This window comes from Massilia glaciei, from assembly GCF_003011895.2.
GTDB classification, from domain to species: Bacteria; Pseudomonadota; Gammaproteobacteria; order Burkholderiales; family Burkholderiaceae_D; genus Telluria_A; species Telluria_A glaciei.
This window is the reverse complement of the sequence record NZ_PXWF02000306.1, coordinates 1-24,347: the sequence shown is the minus strand read 5'-3', so window position 1 is coordinate 24,347 and position 24,347 is coordinate 1. Positions and strand designations below refer to the sequence as shown.

Below are 24,347 nucleotides of genomic sequence, written 5' to 3'. Positions count from 1 at the left end.
GAGTGAGTTGTGTATAAACCTATGCGTTAAAGTAGAGGTCAAGGTCAACGACTGGAGGAGTATCGCCATCATGCCAATCTACCGTTGCTAAATATTCGCGAATACGCTTGTGCATGCTAGCTCCGTGAATAATCGGGAATGTTCGCTCCTGGCCGACTGCTGTCGATTGTACTCGACGTTGTAAGACGGCCCGGAGGCTTGGCGCCGCCGCCCTAAAGCGGACCTTGGCTAGGTTGCAATAAAGAGTTTCGACCGGAAATCGAAACAGCGCGTTGCTAAGCCAGGACGCGAAGCTGTATGCCAAAGCGGATGACGAACTGGCGTGGCTGCGCGGGCAGAACCTTGGCAGGAATTGACTGCCTATTGTCATTCGACCGGGGCAGCCGGTATCGATAATCCTGATACACCAACCCAAGGATTATCGACATGCGTACTTTGCTCTTCCTGCTGCTACTGGTCGGCCAGCTGGCGACTGCGGCCGATATCGCGCCCTACGAGGCCCGTTTTGGCCGTACGAAACCTGTTGTCGCGGTGGCTGGCGACAATAACGGCACCGAACTGGTCGACTTCGTCATTCCATACGGCGTGCTGAAGCGCTCCGGCGCGGCTGACGTGATATCGGTTGCCACCCGCCCGGGAGTAATGAAAATGCTGCCAGCGTTGAACATGCAGCCGGACGCCACGCTGGCAGACTTCGACAAACGCTATCCGGACGGCGCTGATTATGTCATCGTACCTGCCGTGGCGAACTACGCCACCAGCGCGCTGGGACCCTGGGTCGTAGCGCAAGCTGCGAAGGGCGCCACCATCGTGAGCATCTGCGATGGCGTGCTGGTGGTGGCCGGCAGCGGCCTGCTCAAAGGCCACCGGGCCACCGGCCACTGGGGCTCGCAGTCGTATCGCCAGCAGCACTTCCCGGACACGCTTTGGGTCAAGAACATGCGCTACGTCGTCGATGGCAAACTGGTGTCCAGCGCTGGCGTCAGCGCCGCCATGCCGACCGCACTGGCGCTGGTGGAGGCGATTTCCGGAGCGGCGCGCGCCGCCGGCCTGGCCCACGATATGGGCGTCGACAACTGGTCCACCTCTCACAACAGCGATGCATTCCGGCCCGCGCTAGGCCGCAATCTCGGCGCCTACATCTCCGGCTACACCAATCAGTGGTTCCACTCGACGGAAAGCATCGGCGTACCGGTGACGGCCGGGATGGACGAAATCTCGCTCGCATTCACAGCCGATGCGTGGGCCCGTTCCAAGCGCAGCATCGTGCTCTCCGTGGCGCCATCGTTTGCTCCCCTGGCGACGCGTTCCGGCCTGACCCTGGTTCCGGACCGCGTAGCCGGTGCGGCTGGCACGCCCGAGGTGCTCGCGTCCGTTGGCGCCCTGCCGGGCCGGGCGCTCGATCACGCGCTTGGCGCCCTGGCACAACGCTATGGTCACCGAACTGCAGGGCTCGTTGCCCTTGAATTCGAGTATCCTGCCTACCAATGACAGTCCCTGAAAAACCCATGACTACCAGAACCCTGCGCGTGGTGCTGCTCGCGTACGACGACATGAATCTACTAGACCTGTGCGGCCCGCTGCAGGCCTTGTCGACCGCCTCCAAACGGCACAGCGGCAACGCAGAGCCGCTGTACGACATCATTGTCGCCTCGGCCGATGGCGGCTTGATCACCACAAGTGCCGGCCTGCCGGTAATGACAGTGTCGATCGCCACATTGGACGACATGCCGATCGACACCCTGATCGCGCCGGGCGGCTGCAAAGGCGACGAATTTCACTCGCCCGCCGCCCTGGTCAACTGGATCGTGCGCCAGGCGCCTCTGGTGCGCCGGCTTTGTTCGGTGTGCACCGGCGCATTCCTGCTGGCGGCGGCCGGGCAGCTGCAGGGCAAGCGCGCGGCCACGCACTGGGAGTGGGTTGACCGGCTGCAGGCGCAAAATCCCGGCATCCACATTGACGCCGACAAAATTTTCGTCAAGGATGGCTCGGTCTGGACTTCCGCCGGCGTCAGCGCCGGCATCGACCTGACGCTGGCGCTGATCGAAGAAGACTGGGGCCACCAGGTGGCGATCGAAACGGCACGCCAGCTGGTCATGTTCATCAAGCGCACCGGAGGACAGTCGCAGTTCAGCGTGCCGCTGGCGGCGCAGTCGCATGAAGGTGGACGCTTCGATGCACTGCATGCCTGGGTGGCCGCGCACCTGCGCGAAACGTTGACTGTCGAGCGGCTCGCCGAACAGGCAGGCATGTCGGCGCGCACTTTCGCGCGCAGCTACGTCAGCCAGCTTGGACGCACGCCGGCGCGCATGGTGGAGGCGATGCGGCTGGAAGCGGCTTGCCGGGCGCTCGAGAAAACGGCTTTGCCGCTCAAGGCCGTCGCGGCCAACGCGGGCTATACCGACGAGCAGAATCTGCGCCGCGCCTTCCAACGTCAGTTCGGCGTAAGTCCGGGCCAGTACCGCAGCCGCTTCTCCGGCCATGCCGGGGCCGACAGCTGAACCGGAATCTACAGGAAGCGAAACAGGACGACACGCATCATTGATATTGGCCGAATCGTGGCGCGTGCATCGTCGGCAGATACGGCCAGTCCGAGCGGAGCTTTAAGGTCTTGCGTGCAGCGGCAACCTGGCGCTCCGCTCGGTCAGTAAAATACCCATCAGGTCATTCCCGGCGTTGAGCGCGTAGAACTTGACTGGTGCAGTCACAAGTTGACGGTTTACGATCTCGAAGAACGTTCCGGTTGCCACGCCCCAGCTCTCATACTCGTCTCCTCCGAGGGGAGACGGAAATATCTGTTGGCTGCGGCCGCGGGGTCGAGTGCGCGATAACTACGGCCGATTTATCGTTTAGAGTTTTTAGCTCCGTTGAATGGTTATGCTAAAGTTTGCCGAGTCACCCAACCCAAACACGGCAAATTACTTTGAGCATCTCTTCACCTGGAAGCGACGAACTTATTCGCCGCCTGATACTGTGGGTTGGTGGAGGCGGAGCGACTGTTTTCTTTCTGCTGCTAGCGCTCGCGTTCATGCGGCCAGTGACGATCGAGAAGTGGGCGCGAGCATCCATTGCTATTGAAGTCCAGAATCGCGTTGCCGAACGGCTTCATGTGATAGATGATTCAAGATTGCTGAGGTCGGCGGAACGCATCCTCGCGCGCAACAATAAAGAGATTGCGGAAGCAAAGGCGGCGTTGTCAGCCCAACTGCCGTCCCGTATAGCGTTGATCATGGAATACATGCTCCACCCCGACTGCCCCTGCCGCCAGCGCGCAACCGAGATGGAGCACGATATTCAGAAGAATCGAATCGAGTCGCTTCAAAAAAACAATGCCCAAGTCACCCGCCTGATTGAGTCGAAGTACAGGGACGTTGCGCAGTCGCTCCTTAAGGAAGTTAAGATTTTCAGTGCGGCAAACGGAATCGTGCTCCTGCTGCTCACAGCGACCGCATTTTGGTGGAAACGTCCGGCTCTGCAACTTCTGGCTCCCGCAGTCGTAATGGGAGGCGCGGCCGCGCTGACCTTCGCCATCTACCTGTTCAACCAAGACTGGCTCCAAACTATCCTGTTCGGCGACTACATAGGCTTCTATTACATTCCCTACCTTCTGGTAGCGCTCAGCTTTCTGGCGGACGTAGTGCTCAACCGCGGACGATTGACGATGGTATTGTTAGGCGGAACACTAGCCGCGCTGGGAGGCATATTCAGCGTGGCATCCTGCTAGGGGCGCGTTGCCGATCGCCTGGGCCGGGGCCGGGTGCTCTGGATCATGCTGGCGACGATGCTGGCCGGACTGCTGTTGACGGGAAACGGAAGTTATTGGGTGTCTCGCGCAGGGATGAGACTTTGGACCATTGAATTGCGAAGGTTGTTGGGCCGGTGCGCGGGCACCTCAAATTTAGGAACTGGCATGCGCAAAAGCATTTTGGCGATGGCTGCACTGACCGCAGCACTTCCCGTAGCGGCATGCCAGCCGATGGGAGAGGTTGATCAATCAGGTTTTACTCGGGCCGAGGTTAATAGACTCCCCAGAAACGCCCTTGGCGTAATGTTCCATATGCAGGAGGGAAGGCCGATGGCGGGTAATTTCCGGGTCGAGTCTGCCGAGGACATCCGTCCATTGCAAATCCGCATCCGTGGGTCGCGGGGCCTAGTGCGGGTCGAATTGGTCAATGGATTCCAGCCCGGCGCACGCTATCACTTCCGCTATCTGCCGGCCCACGGCGTTTGGCAGCATCCCGACCATCTCACTGTCGCTATTGACAACGGCGTGGTGCACACTGCCGGAGAGTATGCGATTAAACTAGCGCCGCGGCCAATCTACAAGGTCTCGAGCGTACCCACCAGTTCCGGCTCATGTTTCGAACCGTCGCCGGCCGTGGTGCAAGAATTCACCTATGCGATTCCGGCGCAGCTCGCAAACTACCGGGAATTCCTTTCCTACGCCGTCGATGACTTCACTGTGTTGCGGCCCAAGCCACCCAAGCCACCCAAGTTTAATTTCATCGCAGGCTGGCCGTACGAACCCGAGCTATACGACAGTGGCTGGGCTCCAGGCAGTGCATCGCGCGTGGATCCCGAATACAGCGCGCAGCGCAATGCCGTCCGCGCTGCCTGCGGCAATCGTCTGACCCGCGTACGGATGAGCGGCATGGTTGGCTTTCCCGAGGTGGATGACAAGTTCTACCGCACTGCAGCCGTCCAGTTCGACATGCGCGCCAACGTCGAAGGCGGGTGCGGTGAATTGGAGGCGCTGCTCCGCACCATGCGGAACCGCCCGCCCGAACGGGTGCTTCGACAAGTGTGCGGAACCGTTCTCGGTAGCGACTTCAAATACGGCGGAATAGGGCTGGCCGACGTGGGCATGGTGCAATGGACACTCGCCTTGAGTTTCCTTTATCAGATGTCGCCGACCTGTAACATCGTGGCTCTGGCCCACCTTTGGCAGGCCGAGCAAAATGTGCCTGATGCGGAGGCGCTGAAAGCGCTTGCCGCGGCTTTGCAGCCAGCATTCGAGCGCGCTGATCCTGCACTGCGTAATCAGACCGCACATGCCTTGGCCTATCTGGCGGCCGAGTTGCCCGAGTCCTCGCGGCGCCGGGTTGCGCCGCCCTTGCTTACACCGTTGATTGGGGCCTTGATCGAGGACCTGGAAAGTTCCCATCCAAACCGTCCGGACGAGTTGGCGCGTTTGATCCTCTGGGGCGGCGCACTGCCGCCCGCGTTGCGCCTGCGGGTCCAAGCGATCGCAGGCGGAAGAACCAGCGCCGCGCCCCATGCCAAAGTGCTGCTGGCAGGGTTGCCTCGCTAATCCCGAACCTGGCGAATTCCAAGCTCCTCAAGCCCCGTCTGCGCCCCCCGGCACCACACTGATGCGCACGTCGCCGAGGCTGACGGTCTGCCCGGCGCGTATTTTGGCGGTCTTGCGCAATTCCTTATTGCCGTCGACCGACACCACGCCGCTGGCGACCAGGTTCTTGCCGGCGCCGCCGCTGTCGCACAGGCCCGACAATTTGAGCAACTGGTTCAGTTCGACGAACTCGCCCGCCAGTTCAAAACTGAGTTTTTGCATACTATCCTCTAAAGCTACATTGTTGGTAAGGCATAGTTTATAGGATCACGGTCCGGCCGGTGGCGGCGGGCCCAAACGGCCCATTCACAGGCCCGGGCGAGTCATGGCGAGCGGCACGATCCACTCGCCAAACTGTTGCTCGCTCACATAACCGGACTGCAAGGCGGCCTGCCTGAGCGTGATGCCGTCGTGCTGCGCCTTTTTTGCGATCTGGGCGGCGCGGTCGTAGCCGATGTGGGGCGTGAGGGCGGTCACGAGCATGAGCGATTTTTCCATGAGCTCGCCGATGCGGGCGCGGTTCGGTTCGATGCCGCGCGCGCAATGGTGCTCGAACGAGCGCATGCCGTCGGCCAGCAGGCGCGCGCTTTGCAAGAAGTTATGCGCGATCATGGGCTTGAACACATTGAGCTCGAAGTTGCCCGATGCGCCGCCGATCGTCAGCGCCACGTCGTTGCCGAACACCTGGCAGCAGAGCATGGTCAGCGCCTCGGCCTGGGTCGGATTGACCTTGCCCGGCATGATGGAGCTGCCCGGTTCGTTCTCGGGAATGGTGATTTCGCCCAGGCCCGAGCGCGGGCCCGAGGCCATCCAGCGCACGTCGTTGGCGATTTTGAGGAGGGCCGTCGCCAGCGTCTTGAGGGCGCCGTGCGCCGCGACCAGCGCGTCGTGGCCGGCCAGCGCCGCGAATTTGTTGGACGCACTCTTGAAGCTCAAGCCCGTGCGCGCGGCCAGTTCGGCGGCGATGCGGTTGGCGAAATCGGGATGGGTGTTGAGGCCGGTGCCGACGGCCGTGCCGCCGGCGGCCAACTGCAGCAGGGCGGGCAGGGCGGCCTTGATGTGGTGCTCGGAAAAGGCGAGTTGCTCGGCATAGCCAGAAAACTCCTGGCCCAGCGTCAGCGGCGTGGCGTCCTGCAGGTGGGTGCGGCCGATCTTGACGATGTCGGCGAACTGGCGCGCCTTGAGCTCGAACGTGCCGCGCAGCTTGGCCAGCGCGGGCAGCAGCGCGTGCGTGAGCGCGTGCGCGGCCGCCACGTGCATGGCCGTCGGAAATATGTCGTTGGACGACTGGCCGAGGTTGACATGGTCGTTCGGGTGCAGCAGCCGGCCCTCGCCGCGGCCGCCGCCCAGCAGCTCCGAGGCGCGGTTGGCCAGCACCTCGTTCATGTTCATATTGCTTTGGGTGCCAGAGCCGGTTTGCCAGACGACCAGCGGGAATTCGCCCGCGTGCTGTCCGGCGAGCACTTCGTCGGCGGCGCGCATGATGGCGTCGGCCTGGTCGGCCGGCAGCAGCCCGAGCGAGGCGTTGGCGCTGGCGGCCGCGCGCTTGACCTGGGCCAACGCGTGCAGCAACTCGGGCGCCATGCGCTCGGTGGAAATGTCGAAGTGCTCGAGCGAGCGCTGCGTCTGCGCGCCCCACAAGCGCGCCCCGGGCACGGCGATGGGGCCAAAACTGTCCTTCTCGAGCCGGTTCCCGCTGTCGTTTTCCATGGTGCATCCTGTTTTTATCGTTGGCTTGCTAAAGAGTTTAGCCCAATGTTCGTTAATTGGTTTTAGGCTACAAATTCACCCTTTTCAGGCGAATACGGTTACTCTTTCCCCATGCTTCGACGCCCCGTTTTCCGTTTTTTTAACTTTGCCGCAGCGCTGGCGCTGGCCGGACAACTTTGCTGCGTCCAGGCGGCCGAACTTGGCGAAGTGAGCGCGCGCTCCTTCATCGGCCAGTCGCTCGTGGCCGACATCGAGCTGACCTCGCTGGCAAGCCCGAACACGCCCGTGCAGGTCGAGCTGGCCAGTCGCGACGTCTATCTGGCCGCCAATGTCGCGATGACGCCGGTGCTGTCGGGCCTGGCGATGGTCGTCGAGCGGCGCGGCGGGCGCCAGATTTTGCATATTCGCTCGTCAAGAGCGGTCGACACCCCCCATCTGCACCTGTTCTTCGAATTGACCGAGGGCGGCAACCGGGCCGTGCGCACGGCCACGGTTTGGCTGGCGGCGAACCCGAACCCGAAGCCGGGCTCCGTTGCCGCTCCGGCCGCCGCGAATGTGAAACCTGCGCCCGCGGTGCGCCCGCGCGCGCCCCAGATGCGCTTCGCCGCCGTGGCGCCGGCCCCGACCGTCGAGGCGACGCCACCCGACAACGAAGCGGGGCTCAAGTACCAGAACGGGGTGCTCACAGCCAAGCTGGCCGAGGTCGAAGAGAAGATGAGGCAGTTGCAAACGAGCTTGGGCGTGCCGGCCGATGCGGGGCCTGGCATGCTGAACGAGCCGATGGTCGAGCCGATAGTCGAGCCGGTGGCCGACGCCATGGCCGCTGCGCCAGTGCCGCTTGCCGCGCAGCCGGCCAAGCCGTCCGCGGCCGCATCCGCCAAGCCCGCAAAGGCGCTGCCGGCCGGGAAGTCGCCATGGTTCTGGGTCGGCATCGGCGCCCTGGTGCTGCTTGTGCTCGCAGCTGCCGCCGGGCTGTACATCCTCCGGCACAGGAGCGGGCAAACGGGCGGGGCCGAGGCAGGGGGCGACGTTGAAGGCCACGTTGAAGGCGATACCCAACCACCGCGCCACGCCCTGACGGCACTCTGGCACCGGCTGCGCGAGCGCTTGCGGCGCAAGCACTGGACCGAAGGCGCCCAGGTGCCGGGCCAGCCGGAGTCAGCTTGAAACCATTGCAAAATCGAAAAATATTGATTTTACGAATTTGATACAAACTGGACTACACAACTTCGTATTTTCCTATATACTATTTTCCGTGGTCTTAAAGACCACAAAAAACGGGGCCAGGATCTGGCGCAGCCACCAACGATAGTGTGGCGCGACAAGCAGATGACCGTTGAAGAAACGCCTGTCCCGGAAGCGGTCCGTAAGCCGACAATGTGCGCGCGGACGCCGGATGCAACCGGCAAGAGGCGACACCAGGAGATACCTGGTGTTCGCTCTCCGGAATTGTTTAAAAGAAAAGCGCCCCCCCGGGCGCTTTTTTCGTTGATGCCTTCGGTATTTAGCAGCCGTGAATGTGAACGGCTCCTTAGTGCGCGGCGGTCATGATCTGTGAAAGTTGGCCCATCCACGGGTCGGTGATCTCGCGGATGGCGCGGTCGTTGGCCATGATTTGCTTGAGCAGTTCGATCTTGCGCAGGCGGGCGGCGCCGCTAAGGGCCGGAACGCCCGTGTCGATCGCTTCGGTCTGCTGCGCGCAGCTGTGCTCGAGCTTGGCGACATCGTCCCAGTCGCCGGCCTGGGCCGCAACCGACATCTTCCCGGTCAGGCCGGAAAGCGTTTCGTACATCGAGAGGACTTCGTTGGAGGTCATGTCAGCACCTGGGCAGAAAGTAGGAAAAGATTACCGCGGATTACCGCGTGTCTCTACGTAACGGCCCGGTGGAGAGGAACTTTAGGCCTGTTTTGGCTTATTTTCAAAAAATTTCCTCGCCGGACGAAAAGGCGCTCGCCGGCGCGGTCGGGGGCGTCCCTGAGGTAGACTGCGGGCATACCCACTTCAGCAGCACTGCCATGACGCAATCCACCGACGAGATCACACGCCGCACGCTGGCGTACTACGACAGCAACGCACGCCAGTTTTTTGCCGGCACCATCGACCACGATGTGCGCCAGAACATCGACGCCCTGCTCGGCGCGATCGAATGCGCGGGTCCGCACACGATCCTCGACCTCGGCTGCGGGCCCGGGCGCGACCTCAAGAGCTTCAGCGCGCTCGGGCACCGCGCGATCGGGGTCGAAGGGTCCGGCAAGTTTTGCGACATGGCGCGCGACTACAGCGGCTGCGAGGTCTGGCAGCAGGACTTCGTCCACCTCGACTTGCCGGCCGGGCTGTTCGACGGCGTGTTTGCCAACGCGGTGCTGTTCCACGTGCCCAGCGCGGCCTTGCCGAAGGTGCTCGCCGACCTGTTCGCGGCGCTCAAGCCGGGCGGGGTGCTGTTCAGCTCGAATCCGCGCGGACACAACGAGGAAGGCTGGAACGGCGAACGTTACGGCAGCTACTACGATCTGGCCACTTGGCGGCAGTTCACCACGGCGGCCGGGTTCATTGCCGTCGACCATTACTACCGCCCGCCGGGCCTGCCGCGCGAGCAGCAACCCTGGCTCGCCAGCGTTTGGCGTAGGCCACTCGGTTAGTTGGCGAACAGAACAAGTTGAGGAATGGCCATATTGTGGGGTTGTCACGCGGGCACATGCCCCTTGAAACCAACCAGGAGAATAACCATGAACGAAGATCAATTCAAAGGCAAGGCCAAAAATATCGGTGGCAAGATTCAAGAGGAAGTCGGCGATCTCATTGACAGCAAGAGCCAGGAGGCCAAGGGCATCGCCAAGCAGGTCGAAGGCAAGGCGCAGGAGAAGGTCGGCGATCTGAAAGAGATCGCCAAGGACCGCGGCAACTGCTAAGTTCGATTTTTTAAACGGAAACAGCCGCGGATCGCGGCTGTTTTTGTTTAGAGGCATGCCCCTAACGCTGTGTTCGTCTCCGCACGGACCGCATTTTTGATAGCGCCTATTCTGGCTTCACTGCACGGCCATCCGGATGTGCGCTTTTGAGGAACTCATCATGAACAAAGACCAAATCGACGGCAAACTGCAAGACATCGGCGGCAAAATCCAGGAAAAAGCTGGCGAAATCGTCGGCAACAAAGAGCAGCAGCTCAAAGGCATGAAGAACCAGATCGAAGGCCAGACCCAAGAGAAACTGGGCGACCTGAAAGAAGCCGTCAAGGATGCGACGAACTAAGAGTTCCCAAGTTCGCGTAAAGGACGCGGCGGACCGAAGGTTCCCGCTCCAAAGAAAAACAGCCGCGCATTCAATTGCGCGGCTGTTTTTTTTGCGTCCGTTTTTTAGCGCGGCTGTTATTTGCCGAGCGGCGCGGCCGGCATCAAATGCCTGCGGAAGAACGCGTCGATCGTGCCGAACACATGGCGCTGCCCCGGGCGTGACGAAATGCCGTGCTTGGCGCCCGGATAGGTCATCAGGTCGAAGCGGATGCCGCGGTTGACGAGGTCGTCGATGAGGCGCGTGCTGTTGCTGAACAAAACGTTGTCGTCGGCCATGCCATGCACCAGCAGCAGGGGCGACTTGAGCCCGTCCAGATAGGCGAACACGCCGCTGTCCTTGTAGGCCTTGGGGTCGGACTTGGGCGTGCCGCCGACGAAGCGCTCGGTGTAGTGGGTGTCGTAGAGCGCCCAGTCGGTCACGGGCGCGACCGACACGCCCATCGCGATCTTGTCGGACGCGGCCGCGAGCAGGCGCAGCGACATGAAGCCGCCGTAGCTCCAGCCAAACACGCCGATCCGCTTTGCGTCGACAAAGCTTTGCTTGGCGAGCCAGTCGACGCCGGTCAGCTGGTCGGCCACCTCGACCCTGCCGAGGTCTTTATAGAGGGCGTCGGTGAAGGCGCGCTCGCGCCGGTCGGAGCCACGGTTGTCGAGGCGGAAGACGACATAACCCTGCTGCGCCATGTACTGGTCAAAATTGTTGCCCCACTTGCGCTGCACATATTGGCGGCCCGGGCCGCCGTAGGTGGTCAGGAACACGGGATAGCGCTTGGCCGCGTCGAAGCCGGTCGGCTTGACGATCGAGTAGTACAGGGTCTGGCCATCGTTGGCCTTCACGGTGCCGTATTCGGTCGGCAGATGGTTGGGCTTGTACTTGGCGTAGGGGTGGTCTCCCGACAACAGGTTCTGGTCGAGCCAGCCGATCATCTTGCCGTCGGCCGAGCGGATCGAGATTTGCGGCGGCGTCGACGGGTCCGAGAAGGTGTCGATGAACACTTCGCCGCTGCGCGAGAAGGCGGCGTCGTGCCAGCCGTCGGCCTGCGTGACGCGGACCGGTTTGTCGGCCGTGCCGCCATCGAGCGCGAGCGCGTAGATTTGCTTGTCGATGACCGCGTCGCGGTTCGAGTCGACATACACGCGGCCCGTCTTCTCGTTGACGGCGAGCACCTTGTCGATGCCCCAGTCGCCTGCGGTGACGGGGTGGAGCAATTTGCCATCCATGCCGTACAGATACAGATGCTTGCGGCCGGTGCGCTCGGACGCCCACAGGAAGGCATTGCGTTTCTTCATGAAATGCAGGTCGTCGTTGATGGTGACCCAGGTCTTGGAAGTCTCGGTCAGCAAGGTGCGCTGGGCCAGCGTGGCGACATCGACCGCGACCAGGTCGAGGCGCTTCTGGTCGCGCGATTGCAACTGGTACACGAGATGCTTGCTGTCGGCGCTGAAGTCGGCGCGCACGAGGTAGATGTCGCGGTTGGCGCCGAGGGCGACCTGGCGCTGGACGCCGGTGGTGGGCGAGACGATCATGAGGTCGACGAGCACATTGGCGTCGCCGGCGGCCGGATAGCGCTGCTTGACGACGGCGGTGCGGTCGGCAAATATTTCGAAGCGGTCCACGAGCGGCACCGGGGCCTCGTCGTAGCGCTTGTAGGCGATGGCCGACTCGTCCGGCGCCCAATAGTAGCCGGTGCGCTGGTCCATTTCCTCCTGCGCCACAAATTCGGCTTCGGCGTTGTGGATGGTGCCGGCGCCGTCGGAGGTGAGCTTGGTTTCCTTGCCGGTGGCCAGTTCGATCACGAACAAATTCTGGTCGCGCACGAAGGACAGGTAGCGGCCCTTCGGCGAAATCTTCGGATCGGCCACATTGCCGGTCGCGACCTTGCGCGCCGCGTCGGGCTTGGCGACGTCGACGAGGTACAGGTCGCCCGCGATCGGCACCAGCAACTGCTTGCCGTCCGGCGACCAGCTGTAATTGAGGATGCCGCTCAGGCTGCCGGCGCGGGCACGTTCGCGGCGCGCCTTTTCTTCGAGCGAGAGCTCCTCGTTCGGGACGAGCAACTTGGAGTCGACGAGGCGCCTTTCGCTCTTGTCCTTGAGATTAAATTGCCACAAGTCGAGCTGAAACTGGTTGTCCGGACGGCCGCGCAGGAAGGTGACGCGGGCGCCGTCGGGCGATACTTTCAGGTTACGCATGCCAGGCCCCGCCAGCGCCGGGTCGGCGTGGATACGGTCAAGTGTCAGTTGTTCCGCGGATGCGGGAACAAGCGCCAATGCGGCTAAAAAGCAAAGAATAAAACGCATGGATTGTCTCGATAAAAGGTTGATCTTGCACAAGGGCACGACGATACCAGAGTCCGGCTTCAAAAGCTGTAATTACAGCTGCGGGGGTTCTTGCCAATGCCACCACGTCTCGATCGAAGTCCGCCTCGAAGCAAGCTCAGTATGGGTCCCCGCTTTTGCGGGGATGACGTTGGTTTTTTTACTTGATCAAGATATGGTTCGCGATTTCTATAAGACCGCTGTACGGGATAGTTTTATTGACGTCGCACGTAAATCCAAACAGCGGTTCAACGCAGCAGAAATCGCGAACCAGGCTTTCATCGAAAAACTAGCCCCACGTCATCCCCGCGCAGGCGGGGACCCATACTGAACTTGCCCCTACGCGTATTTCGAACCTTCAGGCCAGCGACCGTGCACCCAGATTTTTGAAGACGCACAGCTGCATGCTCATGATGTGCTCCCGCACACTCGGGCATCACGGCGTTGATTTTGATTTTCAAGGATGCGGCTGCGCGCCAGCCGCTCTAGCGACCATGTCAGCAACACCGCGGCGATCGTGAGCCCGAGCACAAGCCCGATCCAGAAACCGTTCGCGGCCATCGGCTTGGCCGGCGACCACGGGAACCACTCCGGCGCCAGCCCCAGAACACAGCCCACCGGCAGCGCGAAGCCCCAGAACGCGAACAGCTGGATCTGCATCGGCTGGCGCGTGACCTTGTAGCCGCGAATCGCGCTCGAGGCCGACACCTGCGCCGCGTCCGACAACTGGAACAGCGCCGTCATCAGCAGCAATTGCGCGCACAGGGCTTGCACCGCCGGGTCGCTCGTGTAGGCGCCCGCGATGTCCCAGCGGAACAGCGCGATGCCGGCCGCCGAGAACGCCCCGAACGCCACCGACAGCCACACCCCCACGCGCGCGGCGAAGCGGGCGCGGCGCGCGCGGCCTTCGCCCAGCGCCTGGCCCACGCGCGTGGTCGTGGCCACCCCGAAACTAAGCGGCACCATGAACACGACGGACGAGAAATTGAGCGCGATCTGGTGTGCCGACACCTCGACCGCGCCAAAGCGCGCGACCAGCAGGCTGATGGCCCCGAACGCGCTGACCTCGGCGAAATAGGTGACCCCGATCGGCAGCCCCAGCCGCAGCATCGAGCCGATCTCGGGCCAGTGCGGCCATTCCCAGTGCGTGAACGGATAGGTCTGCCGATAGGCCGGCGCGAACTTGATCCACACCAGCATGGCGCCAAGCATGAGCCACATGCCGATCGCCGTCGCTATCGCGCAGCCGACCGCGCCCAGTTGCGGGAAGCCCCAGTTGCCGAACACCAGCAACCAGTTGACCCCGATGTTGAACAGCAGCCCCAAGATGGCGATGACCATGATCGGCTTGGTCTGGTTGATGCTCGTCGTGTAGCCATACAGGGCGCGGTAGCAGCCGAACGCGGGCATGCCGAGGCTGATGATGGCCAGGAACGCCGTCGCGCGCTCGCTGACGGCCTCGCCGATGCCGACATGCGCGAACAGTCCGGTGGCAAGGATGCAGGCGAGGCAGGCGAGCAGGCCCACGCCCAAGCCCTTCCACATGGCCTGGCGCACGGTGTGCGGGATGCGGCCGAACTGGCCCGCGCCGACCTCGTGCGCGACGATGCTGTTGATGGCCATCATCACGCCCATCACGGTCACCAGCACGATCGACCAGACCGAGGCGCCGAGCGAGGCGGCGGCCAATTCATCGGCGCTGACGTGGCCCGTCATGGCGACGTCGGCCACGCTCATGCCGACCGTGGCGAGCTGGCCGACGAGCATCGGCCAGGAAAGCTTCCACAGGGACGCGATTTCGGTGCGGACGGCGCGGGGGGATCGGACGGGGGAGAGGGACATGCGGCGCCAGCGTTGACTAAACCAGTGATTTTACTGGCAATCAGTCAAAGCGGTTATATTGCAATTGTATAAATTCGGTCTCCATTCCCGCGCCCGCCTTGCGGGAATGGATTGATGCGCGATCGGGCCGGTATCAATTCCCCCCTGGCGTGCGCGGCGGCAAACTGGCCAGGTACATGTGCAGCGCCGCCACGTCGGTGTCGTTCATCTCGCCCAGCGCGTCGAACGGCATGGCCTGGTTCACGGCGGAACCGTCGGGACGTTTGCCGCTGCGCAGCATCGCCATGAACGCGGCAGCCGTCGGATAGCGCGCCATCACGCCGCCCGGGCCGGGCGTCAGATTGGCCGCGTCGGGCCAGCTCGCCGGGCTGCCCGCGATCCGGCCGCCGTTGAGGGTGGCGCCATGGCAGCTGATGCAATTGTTGGCCACGTACGCGCCGTGTTCGAGCGACGCCGCCGCCAGCACCGGGGCCGCCGGCGGCAGGCTGTGGTCGATCTTCTGCGAGGCGTCGCGGAACATGCCGAACGCGTACATCAGCTTGAGCTTGACGGGCAGCTCGACCACGGCCTTGCGTCCGGCGACGGGCGGCAGTTGCTGCACAAAGCCGAGCAGGGAGCCAAGGTCGGTGTTGGAGAGGCGGTTGAAATCCTCGCTCGGCATGATCATCACCGGGTTGCCGTTGGGCTTGACCCCGTGCCGCAGGGTGCGCACCCAATCGCTGGTGTTGTAGTCCGAAATGGCGCTGTGCGCGCCGCCGGTGATGTTGGGCGCGACCACGAGCAGGCCTTCGTCCTTCATCACTTGCAAGCCGGCCCCATTGGCGCCGTGGCAACTCGCGCAACCGCGCGTGTTGAACAGGTAGCGCCCCTGCGCGATGTGGGCGCCGTCGGTGAGCACCTCGACCGGTTCGACCGAGACCAGCATCACGCGCTGCATCTTACGCTCGCCCAAATGCTTTCCGAGCAAGACCGTTGCCAGCGCGACCGCGCCGAGCATGCCGAATGTCACGGCACTACGTTTAAGCCAAATGTTCATTGAATTGTCTCCGAAGCGTGCGCTCTTTGCATGGGTGGCGCAGTACGATGGTAAAAACTCTCCAGGAGTAGCGCTCGTGGAATACAAGGACTACTACCAGACCCTCGGGGTCGCCAAGACTGCCTCTGCGGACGAGATAAAAAAGGCTTACCGTAAGTTGGTGCGCAAGTACCATCCCGACGTGAGCAAGGTTGCCGACGCCGACCGCAAGACCAAAGAAATCAACGAGGCCTACGCCGTGCTGGGCGACGCCGAAAAACGCGCCGCCTACGACGACCTGGGCAAGCGGCAGCGGCCCGGCCAGCCTTTCCAACCGCCGCCCGACTGGGGCGGTTTCGACTTTGGCGGCGCCGGCGCGGGCGGCGGCACCGACGATTTTTTCGCCGACCTGTTCGCCCACGTGGGACGGCGCTCCCGCACCGGCGCGGGAGCCTACCAAATGCGTGGCGAAGACATCCACGCATCCATGTCGATCGACCTCGCCGACGCCTTTACCGGCGCCACGCGCGCGGTCAGCCTGCGGGTGCCCGAGCGCGACCCGCACGGGCGCGTGCTCAACCGCGAGCGCACCTTGCACGTCAACATTCCCAAGGGCGTGGTGTCGGGGCAGCAGTTGCGGCTGGCGGGGCAGGGGCATCCGGGGCACGGCAACGGACCGGCCGGCGACCTGTTCCTGGAGGTGCAATTCAATCCCGACCCGCGCTACCGGGTCGAGGGCAAGCAGGTGTTTGAGACCGTTCCCGTCACACCTTGGGAGGCGGCATTGGGCGCGCGCATCGACGTGCCGACCCCGTCCGGGCAGGTCGAGGTGCGGGTGCCGGCCGACTCGCAGACCGGCCGCAAGCTGCGCCTGAAGGGACGCGGCGTTCCGGGCGATCCGCCGGGCGACCTGATCCTGATTCTCGAGGTGGTGCTGCCGCCGGCCGCGAGCGACAAGGCGCGCGATTTGTACCAGGCCATGGCGCGCGAAATGGCGTTTAATCCCCGCCAGCAATTGGGGCGTTAGCGCGCGCGCCGACGTGGCCGAAATCTTGGCGAAAATCTTGGGGAAAAACGTAGCCGAAATTTTGGCGAAAAACGTGCTCGAAAGCTTGGCCAAAAACGTGGTCGAAAGCTTGGCCAAAAACGTGGCCCGCAACACGGCCGCCAAGCCAAAGCCGCCAGCCCAAACGGTCGCATCGAGCGCTGGGCGCTCTTGCGAACCGATGCGGGTTGCGGCTGGCATGGGGATCTCCAAACAAGTGGTATCCCGACCATGCTAACGGTCTGAGTGTGGCGAACCCTAGTGCCACACGTTGAAAGCTTGTGCCATCGCAAGGAAAAACATTCCACCGCCCATATTGTTGCGCGCGGTTATCGGATCAGCCTGCCCAGTCGCGCAATTGTTTTTCGCCCGCAACCGAAAACGCGACAACGCGCGAGCCCTTGTCGCGCCGGGCCCAGCCCAGTGCCTCGAAGCGCGCGAGCAGGGCGCGGCCGAGCGAACCGGCGAGGTGGTGGCGGCGCTCGCTCCAGTCGAGGCAGGTGCGGCACAGCTCGCGCCGCTTGTGCGCCAGGGCGGCGGTATCGATCCCCAGCGCATGCACCCGGGCGCGGCCGGCGTCGGTCAGCCCGACCCCGTCGGCCCCGAGCGAAAAGGCGCCCGCCTGCGTGAGCCGGTCGTACATGTGCACGCCGAGTTCGCCGGCCAGATGGTCGTAGCAAACGCGCGCCTTGCGCAGCGCCGGTTCGCGCGGGCTCGAGCGCAGGCGCAGCGCGCCCGTGCGGAAGGCCACATTCATGAGCGACTCGAGCAACTGCGCGACGTCGGCGTCGGCAAGGCGGAAATAGCGGTGCCGGCCCTGCGCCTCGACCACCAGCAACTGCGCCGCGAGCAGCTTGGCAAGATGCCCGCTGATGGTCTGCTTGGTCACGCCGGCAATGGCGGCGAGCTCGGTGGCCGTGAGCGCCATGCCGGACATCAGCGCGGTCAGCACCTCGGCGCGCGCGTGGTCGCCGATCAGCGCGGCGATGTTGATAATGTTGGGTCCGTCTTTCATGGTTCGATCTTAGCCGAACCATCCGGCACGGACAAGCTCGTATAGTGGTCGCACTTGGCCACCAGGAGAAACCCATGCGCATCACCTGCTTCATCCGCTACCAGATCGATCCCTTTCAGCGCGAGCAATTTAAACAGTATGCCGAGAACTGGGGCCGCATCATCCCGCGCTGCGGCGGCGATCTGATCGGCTATTTTTTGCCGCACGAGGGCAGCAACGACATCGCCTGGGGGCTGATCGGCTTCGACAGCCTGGCCGCGTACGAGGCCTACCGCGCGCGCCTCAAAACCGACGCCGAAGGCCGCGCCAATTTCAACATGGCGCAAGAAAAGCGCTTCATTCTGCGCGAGGAGCGCAGCTTCGTCGAAGGCGTCGCCGGCACCCTGCACCAGCAGGCGATCGGATGATCGCCGTGATCTTCGAAGTCCTGCCGCACGCCGAGCACAAGCAGGCGTACCTGGACGCGGCGGCGCGGCTGCGGCCAATGCTCGACGACATCGACGGCTTCATCTCGATCGAACGGTTCGGGTCGCTGTCGCAGCCCGGCAAAATCCTGTCGCTGTCGTTCTGGCGCGACGAGGCTGCGGTGCAAGCGTGGCGCAATGGCGAACTGCATCGGGAGATCCAGAGGCAGGGCCGCGCCCGCATTTTTGAAGACTACCGGCTGCGCGTGGCCGGCGTCATGCGCGACTACGGCCTCAACGACCGCGCCGAGGCGCCGGCCGATTCGCGCCAGTTGCACGGCTGAGGGAGTAATGCAAATCTGCATAGCCGGGTGCCGCGCTATACAAGAATGAATACCGGCCTACAGCACATCGTCGGGCGAGAAAAATGCTTTGCTGACCTCGATGACGCGATCGGCTTGCGGCGTCAGCTTGCCGGCCCGCCCGGGGCGACGGCGGCCGAAGCCTCACCGATGCCGGCACACTGGGCCAATGCCGGGCCGAAAGCGTCGAAGTAGCCATCGTCTCCGAGCAGACTGAGCAAACCGGCCGCGGCCACTTTCTTGCGCACCGTCGGGTTCGCTTCGCACATGATCACGCGCACGCCGCGCCCCTGCAGGCCCCCGATGGCTTCCTCCAGCGCCTGCATGCCCGTGATATCCATGAATGGCACGCGGCGCAGGCGCAACACCAGCACCTTCGGCAGATTGTCGCCATGGAGCACGATGCGTTCGAAGCGCTCGACGGCGCCGAAGAAGAACGGCCCCTCGATCGCATACACGACCACGCCCTCCGGCAAGGCCGGCATGCCCTGGCCGGCGAGATCCTGATGCAGATCCGTTTCGGTCAAGCGCACCACCTCGACCGACTGCGACATCCTGCGCACGAACTGCAAGGTGGCAAGAATGACGCCGATATTGACGGCCACGATCAAGTCCACGAACACGGTCAACACGAACGTGATGAGCAAGATGGCGACATCGGCGCGCGGCGCCCGCCGCACCATGCGCATGAAATGCTTCACCTCGGCCATGTTGTAGGCGACGATGAACAGGATCGCGGCCAGCGCGGCGAGCGGCACATTGGCCACGAGCGGCGCCATGGCGACGATCACTAGCACCAGGGTCAGCGCGTGCACGATGCCGGCGAGCGGACTGGAGCCGCCATTGCGGAAGTTGGTGGCCGTGCGCGCGATGGCGCCGGTGGCGGCAAAGCCGCCGAACAAGGGGGCGGCCAGATTGGCGAGGCCTTGCCCGATCAGCTCCTGGTTCGAATCGTGGCGGGTGCCGGCCATGCCGTCGACCACGACGGCCGAGAGCAAGGACTCGATCGCGCCCAGCATGGCGATGGCAAACGCCGGCGCGACCAGTTCGAACACGCGCGACAGCGTCACCACCGGCAGCGAGAACGAAGGCAATTGCTGCGGAATGCCACCGAAGGCGCTGCCGATGGTCGCCACGCCGTCGAACTGGAACAGCGAGTGTGCGATGGTCGCGAGCACCATCGCCACGAGCGGCCCCGGCACGCGCTTGAGGCCGGGCATGCGGGTCGCATACAGGGTGACCACCAGGCTCGCGAGCGCGATGCCGGTCGTGGCCGGATGCAACTGCGGGAAGGCCTGGAGCAGGTGCCAGACGTGGTCGTGGAAGTGGGTGGCGCTCACGTTTGGCAGCCCGAAGAAATACGTCCACTGCCCGACCCAAATGATGACCCCGATACCCGTCGTAAAGCCGACGATGACCGGATCGGGAATGAATTTGATGACGCCGCCCATCTTGGCCAGGCCCAGGCCGAGCAGCATGATGCCGGCCATAAAGCTAGCGATCTGCAAGCCATCGATCCCGTACTTGGCGGTGATGCCCGCCAAAATCGCCACGAAGGCGCCGGTGGGCCCTGCGATTTGCAGGCGCGTGCCGCCAAAGACCGCCACCACGAAGCCGGCGACGATGGCCGTGTACAAGCCATGCTCGGGCCGGGCGCCGGAGGCGATGGCAAACGCCATCGACAGGGGCAGGGCGACGACTCCGACGACGGCGCCGGCAACGATGTTGGGCAACAGGTGCGGGCGCTTGAAAAGACCGGCGCGGTGCGCCTCGACAATGCTGATCATGGCAGTCCATGCGGAGTTCCGTCCCGTGCGCGGTTGGCGCAAAGGCGTCTGTGCGGGGGGCGGATCGTAAACGATCATAAGGCACAGCGGCCTTTGCTGTCCAAAAACAGATAAAGTTCCCACGCATTCCTTGAAGTTGCGCACTCTGCACGAGCGCCACGGGACGTGCCGCGCACCTAAAATCAGCGGGAAAGGAGGTTTTATGGAACAGGAAGATATGCAGGCACTGAAGGGCAAGCATGTTGCGGTGCTGGCGACCGATGGGGTGGAGGCGTTTGAGTATCTTGGGCCGCGTGATTTCCTCGAGCAGCATGGTGTGCGTGTCACGCTGATATCGCCCAAGCCCAAGGGGGAGGCGATCCAATCGTTCGATCGCGGCACGCAGGGCGCGCGTTTTCTGGTCGAGATGGACGTGCGCGACGCGCGGCCGGTACATTTCGACGGATTGCTGCTGGCGTCGGGCGAGGCCAACCCTGACCGGCTCAAGCAGAGTCCTGAAGCGCTGGCCTTCATCCGCGAGTTTTCGCTGCAAGACAAACCGATCGCCGCGTTGGGGCAGGGGCCGCGCACCTTGATCGACGCGGGCATTGCCAAAGCCAAGCACGTGACGAGTTGGCCGGGCTTACAGGAGGAACTGCGCAAGGCCGGGGCTGAATGGACCGATGACGAGGTCGTCGTCGACGGCAAACTGGTCACCAGCCGCGACCCCGACGACCTGCCCGCCTTCAACAGAACCCTGCTGCAAGAACTGACCCTTCCAATGGGCACCGACCCTGGCGTGACGTCGTGACCACGTCATTTTCGTGACCACACTATGGCTTCGCCTCCGTGACCACATTATGGCTTCGCCTCCGTGACCACTACGGCACTCGCTCTGTGACCAGCCTGCGTCATTCGCTCCGTGACCACCCGCCCTCCGCCCCAACGTCATTCCCGCGAATGTGCAAACGCATGCGTTTGCCCCATGCTGAGCTCGCAATTTGGAGCCTTCAAAAATTTTTAACCGCGCAGTTATCGGTCTGAAGTTTCGAACGTTGCGTATAGGCAAGCTCAGCATGGGGCAAACGCATGCGTTTGCGCATTCGCGAGGATGACGGTTGGTCTATTTTTCGATCAAGATCTAGTTCACGATTTCTGCCACTTTTACATCTTTATCACATCGATCTGATGTCAATAAATTTTTCCCTGGCAGCAGTGCGCGCAGTCGGGAACCCAGGAATCAAACAGCACCAGTACGCGGCCTCAAGACTAGAGAACCCCCGCCAAAACAAAAAAACGGGAAACCACGCCAAGCATGGTCCCCCGTCACGCGCAACCTCCCGCGTCATTCGCGATCAGATCAATCACTCCGCCTGATACGCCCCGATATCAAACCCGGTCGCATAGCTACGCGTCTTGCCGTTGTAATCGGTAGGCAGCGCAAAAATCGACGTCCCCCGTCCGATCGCCGGCGACGAACGGCTCAACTTAAAGTTAGGCGTCCCCGAAGTCGCGTACCCCTCAAACAACGGCGCCGAGGTCACGGTCCCGCTATGGCTCAAACCGTTCTTCAGACTCCAGTTATAGGTTGAGTTTTGATACACCAGGTTGTTCCGGTAAGTGTTGTTCTTGCCGGTCTTCCCCTGCTCCGAGATGCCGTAGGCGTTGTCGTACACGATGTTATTGACCACATGCGTGTTAACCGCGCCGCTGCTCGTGTGATAGAAATCACCCCCGCCAACAACGATGCCGGTATGCGAGTCGGCCACAGTGTTGTTCGCGATCACCACATTGTTCGCATCATGCCAAAGGTGGATGCCCGCTTCGGCGACCCGGTAAACGATGTTGTTCATCACGAGACCCGAGGTGCTGATGTAAATGCCCTGGATATAACGGCATCCCACGGGGCCGATGTCATTGACCATATTGGCGATGACCTCCGACTTAACACCACGATAGTAGCTGTCGATACCGATCGCGGAGCCGCCGGCACTGGTGCAGGCAGCCGTCTTTGCGATGTGGTGAATATGGTTCTTGCGGATCATCACAAGCGAGCCGCCGCTGTAGATACCATGCGTCCACTTTTTGCCGCCGCCCGACTTGGTGCCGTCAATAGTGAAACCGATGATGTCGACGTAACTGCCCCGGTTGTCCCAGGCGGTATCGTTGCTCGAACTCGAAGGCGGCACAATGCGCGCCGCGCGCAGCTTGGTCGAGACGTAGTAAATGCGGTTGGCCGCTGTACCGCTCTGGGTGGTCTTGAATCCGCCGGCATACGTGCCCGGCGCGACAAAGACCGTGGTGCCGGGCTTGACCGCCGTCGCGGCGCGCGCGATGGTCTTGAAAGGCTTGTCCGCAGTGCCGGGATTGCTGTCATTGCCTGTCGTGGCAACGTAAAGTTTGTACGGCGTTGCCGGGACCAGGTTGGTGGCAAAGAGCTGAAACGTCGATGCCGCGAGCAGGCGCGTGGCGCCCGGCATTGCTGGATCGGTTGCGGCTGGGGCTTGCGCGTCGGCGCCGAACGGCAAGGCGCTCCCGCCGGCAGCGCCGCTCACATCCGGGTTGTTTGGGGCGGCTTGATCCGGCGAGCCTTCGCCGCCGTAACCGCTGATGGTGAACTCTGCCGGCGCTTGGTCTGCGCCGGCTACCGTGGCGTCGGCCTCGGCAGGAACAAACTCCGCCGCCGTCGGCATTGCGGCAGCGTCGCTGCGGTTGGACTGTTGGGGGGGCGCGCTAAGCGCGGTTGGCGACAGGCTGCTTGTGGACTGCGCAAGTTGGGCACTGCCAATTGGATCGACTGGGCCGCCACAGGCGGCTAGCAGGATTGAAGCGCTGCAGGAGAGAAGGGCACTCATACGGATTTTGGTATTGTGTTTGAAGAGTTCAACCATCAGTTAATTCCTTACTTAAACATGAAAATGAGCAAGGTATGACGGTCGGAAACTGCTTAGGTTCAATGTTTTTTTAGATTAATTTACGTTCGGTATTATTTGAAAATTGAACGCGCCCAAAGCTTCGCGGCGGCGCGCAGATGTGCAGACGGAGTGGAATTAACTCGGCAACATGCTTCCGTTCTGGCAAGATTTGATCGGCAACAGCGCTGGTAGAATCGCGTCATGATCAAGCGCACAGAACAGGTGGTGAATATACGGGATGCGAACTCGGCAGATCTCGAATGGATCAACGAACGCTACCGTACGATCGATTTTTTACCATCGACTAGCAAAGACATCGGCGTGGTCGCCGAAGTCGACGGCATAGCTGCGGGCATCGGCCGCATCGTCATCGTTGCGGAGGGCCAAGGCGAGCTGGGCGGGATGTATGTGTTCGATCAGTTCAAGGGGAGGGGCATCGCGAAGCAGATTGTCGCGAGGCTGCAGGCGATTTCGCCGTGCGCGAAATTGTTCTGCCTGCCGTTTGAAGAATTGGAGGCGCTGTACACCTCGATGGGGTTTGCGCCTGTGCCGCTGTCGGCTGGACATCCCCCGCACATCGTCGAAAAATACCGATGGTGCAACAGCCACTACGCGAAGGCGGTATTGTTGCTGGCCTGGGAGCGCCTGGATGCGAAGGACTCTCTGGCTTAGTAACAACCTCATCAACCCGTGACGTCAGTTTCCAACACCGCCACCGACGCCACCGCCACCGCCACCGACGCCACCGACGCCAACTTCGCGACCATCTCCACTACCGTCACTCCCGCGAAGGCGCAAACGCATGCGTTTGCCCTATGCTGAGTCTGCCTAAATCTGACGCAACCAAGTATTGCGGCTAGCGCATCCCGCTTCAGATTTCGCGGCGCGGCAGAGCAAGGCCCAATTTTTCCAAGCCGGGCAGCGCTAGGATCCTCTCCCGAATTTTTCCCGCAAGAATGCCCGGTTCTTGACCCAGCACAAATCAACACACATTGGACATGCCAATGTGCAACATCCCCGTTCCCAATCGTGAACATTGTGATCTTCGTCAGGCCCTTTTTTAATGCGGCATGTCCGCGCTGAAAGCCCCTCCATGCTGGAACACGTCTCAGCCCTGTTCGGACAACACACGCAGGCCAACCGGCTGTTGCGTCTTACCACGCCACTGGGCAGCGACAAGCTCCTTGCGGAATGCGTCCGCGGCGAGGAGACCATCAGCGATGGCTACACATTCACGATCAGCGCGCTGTCGCATGACGCCAAGATTTCGCTGCGTTCATTGCTTGGCCAACCCGCGCTGCTCGAACTGTTGA

24 protein-coding genes are annotated in these 24,347 nt (G+C 62.6%); 15 read left to right on the top strand and 9 right to left on the bottom strand.

Annotation, left to right across the window (positions count from 1 at the left end; genetic code table 11):
• Window positions 1-426 precede the first annotated feature (426 nt).
• From C7C56_RS23840 to C7C56_RS23825, 4 genes are all read left to right on the top strand, one after another.
• A complete protein-coding gene (locus C7C56_RS23840) occupies window positions 427-1,491 on the top strand; it encodes a DJ-1/PfpI family protein (RefSeq protein ID WP_106759851.1) in 1,065 nt (354 codons plus the stop codon).
• Window positions 1,492-1,508: 17 nt separating this feature from the next.
• On the top strand, window positions 1,509-2,501 hold the full coding sequence (locus tag C7C56_RS23835) for a GlxA family transcriptional regulator (RefSeq protein WP_106759850.1): 993 nt from the start codon (window positions 1,509-1,511) through the stop codon (window positions 2,499-2,501).
• A 422-nt stretch (window positions 2,502-2,923) separates the two neighbouring features.
• Window positions 2,924-3,724: a hypothetical protein gene (locus C7C56_RS23830; protein WP_106759849.1), complete on the top strand. Its 801-nt coding sequence runs from the start codon at window positions 2,924-2,926 to the stop codon at window positions 3,722-3,724.
• Between the two features lie 186 nt (window positions 3,725-3,910).
• A complete protein-coding gene (locus tag C7C56_RS23825; RefSeq protein ID WP_106759848.1) occupies window positions 3,911-5,311 on the top strand; it encodes a hypothetical protein in 1,401 nt (466 codons plus the stop codon).
• Window positions 5,312-5,338: 27 nt separating this feature from the next.
• Here the strand turns inward: C7C56_RS23825 and C7C56_RS23820 are convergent, their stop codons facing one another.
• The gene (locus C7C56_RS23820; RefSeq protein WP_106759847.1) at window positions 5,339-5,572 is read right to left on the bottom strand and encodes an RNA-binding S4 domain-containing protein; all 234 of its coding nucleotides are present in this window, start codon (window positions 5,570-5,572) and stop codon (window positions 5,339-5,341) included.
• A gap of 84 nt (window positions 5,573-5,656) precedes the next feature.
• A complete protein-coding gene (fumC, locus tag C7C56_RS23815) occupies window positions 5,657-7,060 on the bottom strand; it encodes a class II fumarate hydratase (RefSeq protein WP_106759846.1) in 1,404 nt (467 codons plus the stop codon).
• 207 nt (window positions 7,061-7,267) lie between these two features.
• Between fumC and C7C56_RS23810 the strand changes: the two genes are divergently transcribed.
• The gene (locus tag C7C56_RS23810; protein WP_181373331.1) at window positions 7,268-8,227 is read left to right on the top strand and encodes a type IV pilus assembly protein FimV; all 960 of its coding nucleotides are present in this window, start codon (window positions 7,268-7,270) and stop codon (window positions 8,225-8,227) included.
• A gap of 364 nt (window positions 8,228-8,591) precedes the next feature.
• On the opposite strand, the gene C7C56_RS23805 is transcribed toward C7C56_RS23810, so the two are convergent.
• Entirely contained in the window at window positions 8,592-8,876 is a 285-nt protein-coding gene (locus tag C7C56_RS23805; RefSeq protein ID WP_106759844.1) for a flagellar protein FliT, read from the bottom strand.
• Between the two features lie 200 nt (window positions 8,877-9,076).
• On the opposite strand from C7C56_RS23805, the gene C7C56_RS23800 reads away from it, so the two are divergent.
• The 3 genes from C7C56_RS23800 to C7C56_RS23790 all read left to right on the top strand — a co-directional run bounded on the left by C7C56_RS23800 (window position 9,077) and on the right by C7C56_RS23790 (window position 10,310).
• Complete coding sequence (locus C7C56_RS23800) at window positions 9,077-9,700, top strand: class I SAM-dependent methyltransferase (protein ID WP_106759843.1); 624 nt, start codon at window positions 9,077-9,079, stop codon at window positions 9,698-9,700.
• An 87-nt stretch (window positions 9,701-9,787) separates the two neighbouring features.
• Window positions 9,788-9,970 carry a CsbD family protein gene (locus C7C56_RS23795; protein ID WP_106759842.1) on the top strand — a complete coding sequence of 61 codons (183 nt, stop codon included), beginning with the start codon at window positions 9,788-9,790 and terminating at the stop codon, window positions 9,968-9,970.
• A 160-nt stretch (window positions 9,971-10,130) separates the two neighbouring features.
• Entirely contained in the window at window positions 10,131-10,310 is a 180-nt protein-coding gene (locus tag C7C56_RS23790; RefSeq protein WP_106759853.1) for a CsbD family protein, read from the top strand.
• A gap of 116 nt (window positions 10,311-10,426) precedes the next feature.
• Here C7C56_RS23790 and C7C56_RS23785 read toward each other — a convergent pair whose 3' ends face one another.
• The 3 genes from C7C56_RS23785 to C7C56_RS23775 form a co-directional block, all read right to left on the bottom strand.
• Window positions 10,427-12,652, bottom strand: a complete 2,226-nt coding sequence (locus tag C7C56_RS23785; RefSeq protein ID WP_106759841.1) for a S9 family peptidase — start codon at window positions 12,650-12,652, stop codon at window positions 10,427-10,429.
• Between the two features lie 426 nt (window positions 12,653-13,078).
• Entirely contained in the window at window positions 13,079-14,512 is a 1,434-nt protein-coding gene (locus tag C7C56_RS23780) for an MATE family efflux transporter (RefSeq protein WP_106759840.1), read from the bottom strand.
• A 133-nt stretch (window positions 14,513-14,645) separates the two neighbouring features.
• Window positions 14,646-15,548 carry a c-type cytochrome gene (locus tag C7C56_RS23775; protein WP_106759839.1) on the bottom strand — a complete coding sequence of 301 codons (903 nt, stop codon included), beginning with the start codon at window positions 15,546-15,548 and terminating at the stop codon, window positions 14,646-14,648.
• A gap of 76 nt (window positions 15,549-15,624) precedes the next feature.
• Between C7C56_RS23775 and C7C56_RS23770 the strand changes: the two genes are divergently transcribed.
• Window positions 15,625-16,554 (top strand): DnaJ C-terminal domain-containing protein, encoded by a 930-nt coding sequence (locus tag C7C56_RS23770; RefSeq protein WP_106759838.1) that lies wholly within the window; start codon window positions 15,625-15,627, stop codon window positions 16,552-16,554.
• A gap of 355 nt (window positions 16,555-16,909) precedes the next feature.
• On the opposite strand, the gene C7C56_RS23765 is transcribed toward C7C56_RS23770, so the two are convergent.
• The gene (locus C7C56_RS23765) at window positions 16,910-17,587 is read right to left on the bottom strand and encodes an ArsR/SmtB family transcription factor (RefSeq protein ID WP_106759837.1); all 678 of its coding nucleotides are present in this window, start codon (window positions 17,585-17,587) and stop codon (window positions 16,910-16,912) included.
• A 74-nt stretch (window positions 17,588-17,661) separates the two neighbouring features.
• Between C7C56_RS23765 and C7C56_RS23760 the strand changes: the two genes are divergently transcribed.
• Both C7C56_RS23760 and C7C56_RS23755 read left to right on the top strand, forming a co-directional pair.
• Window positions 17,662-17,994, top strand: coding sequence for an NIPSNAP family protein (locus tag C7C56_RS23760; RefSeq protein ID WP_106759852.1), 333 nt, complete (start codon window positions 17,662-17,664; stop codon window positions 17,992-17,994).
• The gene (locus tag C7C56_RS23755; protein ID WP_106759836.1) at window positions 17,991-18,335 is read left to right on the top strand and encodes an antibiotic biosynthesis monooxygenase family protein; all 345 of its coding nucleotides are present in this window, start codon (window positions 17,991-17,993) and stop codon (window positions 18,333-18,335) included. Before C7C56_RS23760 ends, C7C56_RS23755 begins: the two co-directional genes overlap by 4 nt.
• A 122-nt stretch (window positions 18,336-18,457) precedes the next feature.
• Here the strand turns inward: C7C56_RS23755 and C7C56_RS23750 are convergent, their stop codons facing one another.
• Window positions 18,458-20,140 (bottom strand): SulP family inorganic anion transporter, encoded by a 1,683-nt coding sequence (locus tag C7C56_RS23750; RefSeq protein WP_106759835.1) that lies wholly within the window; start codon window positions 20,138-20,140, stop codon window positions 18,458-18,460.
• Between the two features lie 202 nt (window positions 20,141-20,342).
• Between C7C56_RS23750 and C7C56_RS23745 the strand changes: the two genes are divergently transcribed.
• On the top strand, window positions 20,343-20,930 hold the full coding sequence (locus C7C56_RS23745) for a DJ-1/PfpI family protein (RefSeq protein WP_106759834.1): 588 nt from the start codon (window positions 20,343-20,345) through the stop codon (window positions 20,928-20,930).
• Between the two features lie 553 nt (window positions 20,931-21,483).
• Here C7C56_RS23745 and C7C56_RS23740 read toward each other — a convergent pair.
• Complete coding sequence (locus tag C7C56_RS23740; protein WP_106759833.1) at window positions 21,484-23,010, bottom strand: right-handed parallel beta-helix repeat-containing protein; 1,527 nt, start codon at window positions 23,008-23,010, stop codon at window positions 21,484-21,486.
• A 225-nt stretch (window positions 23,011-23,235) separates the two neighbouring features.
• Here C7C56_RS23740 and C7C56_RS23735 point away from each other — a divergent pair, with 225 nt between their 5' ends.
• The 3 genes from C7C56_RS23735 to C7C56_RS23730 form a co-directional block, all read left to right on the top strand.
• Window positions 23,236-23,706, top strand: a complete 471-nt coding sequence (locus tag C7C56_RS23735) for a GNAT family N-acetyltransferase (RefSeq protein WP_106759832.1) — start codon at window positions 23,236-23,238, stop codon at window positions 23,704-23,706.
• Between the two features lie 18 nt (window positions 23,707-23,724).
• On the top strand, window positions 23,725-23,856 hold the full coding sequence (locus C7C56_RS30390) for a hypothetical protein (protein WP_267874731.1): 132 nt from the start codon (window positions 23,725-23,727) through the stop codon (window positions 23,854-23,856).
• Window positions 23,857-24,127: 271 nt separating this feature from the next.
• A partial coding sequence (locus C7C56_RS23730; protein WP_146204623.1) for a hypothetical protein occupies window positions 24,128-24,347 on the top strand: 220 nt, incomplete at its 3' end.

Coding starts and splice junctions, on each gene's coding strand:
- C7C56_RS23840 (WP_106759851.1), top strand. CDS start 427: ATGCGTACTTTGCTCTTCCTGCTGCTACTGGTCGGCCAGCTGGCGACT.
- C7C56_RS23835 (WP_106759850.1), top strand. CDS start 1,509: ATGACTACCAGAACCCTGCGCGTGGTGCTGCTCGCGTACGACGACATG.
- C7C56_RS23825 (WP_106759848.1), top strand. CDS start 3,911: ATGCGCAAAAGCATTTTGGCGATGGCTGCACTGACCGCAGCACTTCCC.
- C7C56_RS23820 (WP_106759847.1), bottom strand. CDS start 5,572: ATGCAAAAACTCAGTTTTGAACTGGCGGGCGAGTTCGTCGAACTGAAC.
- fumC (WP_106759846.1), bottom strand. CDS start 7,060: ATGGAAAACGACAGCGGGAACCGGCTCGAGAAGGACAGTTTTGGCCCC.
- C7C56_RS23805 (WP_106759844.1), bottom strand. CDS start 8,876: ATGACCTCCAACGAAGTCCTCTCGATGTACGAAACGCTTTCCGGCCTG.
- C7C56_RS23800 (WP_106759843.1), top strand. CDS start 9,077: ATGACGCAATCCACCGACGAGATCACACGCCGCACGCTGGCGTACTAC.
- C7C56_RS23795 (WP_106759842.1), top strand. CDS start 9,788: ATGAACGAAGATCAATTCAAAGGCAAGGCCAAAAATATCGGTGGCAAG.
- C7C56_RS23790 (WP_106759853.1), top strand. CDS start 10,131: ATGAACAAAGACCAAATCGACGGCAAACTGCAAGACATCGGCGGCAAA.
- C7C56_RS23785 (WP_106759841.1), bottom strand. CDS start 12,652: ATGCGTTTTATTCTTTGCTTTTTAGCCGCATTGGCGCTTGTTCCCGCA.
- C7C56_RS23780 (WP_106759840.1), bottom strand. CDS start 14,512: ATGTCCCTCTCCCCCGTCCGATCCCCCCGCGCCGTCCGCACCGAAATC.
- C7C56_RS23775 (WP_106759839.1), bottom strand. CDS start 15,548: ATGAACATTTGGCTTAAACGTAGTGCCGTGACATTCGGCATGCTCGGC.
- C7C56_RS23765 (WP_106759837.1), bottom strand. CDS start 17,587: ATGAAAGACGGACCCAACATTATCAACATCGCCGCGCTGATCGGCGAC.
- C7C56_RS23760 (WP_106759852.1), top strand. CDS start 17,662: ATGCGCATCACCTGCTTCATCCGCTACCAGATCGATCCCTTTCAGCGC.
- C7C56_RS23755 (WP_106759836.1), top strand. CDS start 17,991: ATGATCGCCGTGATCTTCGAAGTCCTGCCGCACGCCGAGCACAAGCAG.
- C7C56_RS23750 (WP_106759835.1), bottom strand. CDS start 20,140: ATGATCAGCATTGTCGAGGCGCACCGCGCCGGTCTTTTCAAGCGCCCG.
- C7C56_RS23745 (WP_106759834.1), top strand. CDS start 20,343: ATGGAACAGGAAGATATGCAGGCACTGAAGGGCAAGCATGTTGCGGTG.
- C7C56_RS23740 (WP_106759833.1), bottom strand. CDS start 23,010: ATGGTTGAACTCTTCAAACACAATACCAAAATCCGTATGAGTGCCCTT.
- C7C56_RS23735 (WP_106759832.1), top strand. CDS start 23,236: ATGATCAAGCGCACAGAACAGGTGGTGAATATACGGGATGCGAACTCG.